The 2444-nt window shown below is 58.7% G+C and carries 1 protein-coding gene; it reads right to left on the bottom strand.

What is annotated here, in order from left to right:
- Positions 1–70: 70 nt before the first annotated feature.
- Entirely contained in the window at positions 71–1420 is a 1350-nt protein-coding gene (locus IC66_RS0141780) for an IS701-like element ISBj6 family transposase (RefSeq protein WP_038951335.1), read from the bottom strand.
- Between the last annotated feature and the right edge of the window lie 1024 nt (positions 1421–2444).

Below are 2444 nucleotides of genomic sequence, written 5' to 3'. Positions count from 1 at the left end.
GTCGCATATTGGCTCAATTGAGTCTGGACCCTAGCACTACTTTGGCAGAATGTGTTTTGGCCGCTGTTTTTCAAGGATTTGCTTTCGGCAATATGGGCATTGCTGAGGCGGCGGCCGAAGGATGAGATCGACGATGGCATGGCGTACGGCGGGCATGGTTGGTTGAGGCGGAGGCCCGTTGATTCTTTTTTTTCCGCCCCGCGTATGCGAGGCGACGATGTTGCAGGAAGGCGTAGGCAATCATTGTCATAAGGGCGTGGCGATGAAGACCTTGCCATGATCGCCCTTCGAAGTGATCAAGTCCAAGCTCCTCCTTCAACTGTTGATGCGCCTGCTCACAAATCCACCGTGCCTTGATGGTGGCGGCCAGCGTGCGCAGATCCGTCGTCGCCGGAAGATTGGCGAGATAGTATTTGCTCTCCCCGGAGGCACGTTGCTCGCCAATGAGCCAGACTTCGTCGCCTGGGAGATGCTGCTGACCTTTATCCCATATCCGCTGCGGAGGGCCGTCGGCGGTGCGGACACGGAGGGCAGCAAATCGGGCTTTGAGCCGACCTTTCGTCCCGCTACGCCAACTCACGGTTTTCCATTTGGCGCTGGCCAGCATTTGTTCTGCCGCAATCGATAAGATATCGGGCACGTGGTGCTTTCGTGGTTTGCCACGGACTTTGGTGATCGGCCAAATGAGCTTCACATCGACGGGATACACTTTCTGGTGCCGAGGGATACCGACCGCCCAGGCCAGCCCGCGCTCTGTTAGCCCTTGTCGAAACGGTGCGCTGAGGCCGTATCCTGCATCCGCCAGCACACATCCAAAGCGCATGTTGGCTGCCATCGCGCGGTCAATCTCGGCCAAAGCGATCTCCGGCTTGGACCGTGGCGTTCGGTGTTCGATTGGCACGCGAGCGCGCTTCAAACGGGGCATGTCGCTTGTCCAGCTGTCAGGCAGAAAGAGACGTAACGCGACCATCACTGGCACTTCGCCGCGCGCAAGCGTTAAAGACACCAGCGTTTGGCAATTTGCAGTTTTACCGAGAGCCGATGCGTATTGCGCCGCAACACCGACCGATCGCTCACCCTTCTTCGGCAGTGAGGTGTCATCAATAACCAGCACCGCATCCCTGCCGCCGACGAGTCGGTCCGCCTGGTTGAGCAGCTCTGTCTCCAGCGGCGTCGCGTCCCAGACACCGTCGGCAATGAAATGGTGCAACTGGTCGTAGTTGCTCGTGACAAGGCGTTCCGCCATCGGCTGAACGCTCTTGCGATCGCCAGGACCGATCAATCCCGCAACATACAGAGGACACATCCGCTGCCGGGTCTTATGACCCAGCCGGTCCAAGAACGGCATCAGCCAGCGTTCGAGTTCGTCTTCCCATCCCGGCATGGTCAGCCCTCCAAGAGCCGACCACCCATGAATCATTGAAAAATTGATTCGGGAATCCTATAAAACGCGGCAAAATCAACAATCTGCCAAAGTAGTGCTAGTGAGGCTAGCAGCGAAATTCTGACCTACGTGCGCGGTCAGGCGCGCACTTGGATCGATCGGCCAACAGGTTGGCTGTGGCGTTTGTCGATCAGCGCTGAGTCATCCAATCTGAAGTCTTTGGAGACTCATGGCGTGGGGCGGTAGCCTGGTTAGGGCCGCGCGCTGATGCTGTAGAGGCTGTTGGTGTGATCGCCGGTATCCCCACAGATCGCGTCCGGAATCTTCGGATCGCCGCTGGCGGCAATAGCGGCGTGGCCGGAGCGGTTGGAATGCTGCTTCCCAGATCCGCTGGAGTGACTGGCGGAATTGCGGCGACCGCGTCACTTATCGACAGAATGATATGCCTCTCGGTCCCGATGATTGTTGCATCAAGAGCAAGCGGCGTGAATCTCGCATGCAACAGGACCGATCGGCGCAGCCGACATCGGACAGTCGATCGATGTTAACGAAGCGACGTATCACATGTGATCGGCGGGCGTCGATAGTTGCCTGAGATGGTCCGTCGTGACGGCCGGCCGCCGCGAGCAACCATGCGATCCGCACCCCTCGGATGCTACGAGGGTTGCGATGCTCAGTCGGTGGTTCATTGTCGTCAGCTTTTCGACAGGTGCTGCAGGTAGAGTCCCTGCGAGTTCGATGGGCGCGATATGCTCGCGCCGAGCCGCTGCGAAGGTGATGAGAGAGGGGGCTCATCGAGGCTGCCGGGGCTGGTGGCGAGAGGCATTCATTCGCTCACCATCGGGCCAAGGGTGCGGCCTGAAATGCTTCCTGTTGATGCGCGCATAACGCTCGCAGTTTTACCGCTTTCTTCGATGCAATCAGGAGTAAACTAAATGGCGTATCTTCCCGTGGCCGGTCTCCCCGTGGTCGGCGCACTCGATTCGACGGTGAATGGGGTGGGGTCAGAGGGGGTGGTTGCCAGCCCAGCTTTCAGCACACTGTTGGGACAGTATGTCAC

Origin of the sequence: Bradyrhizobium genomosp. III (assembly GCF_000261705.1) — a bacterium.
GTDB lineage: Bacteria > Pseudomonadota > Alphaproteobacteria > Rhizobiales > Xanthobacteraceae > Bradyrhizobium > Bradyrhizobium ottawaense.
This window is presented reverse-complemented; position numbering and strand designations above follow the sequence as displayed.

Excerpts from the sequence above, each read along its gene's own strand:
- IC66_RS0141780 (WP_038951335.1), bottom strand. The coding sequence starts at position 1,420 with ATGATTCATGGGTGGTCGGCTCTTGGAGGGCTGACCATGCCGGGATGG.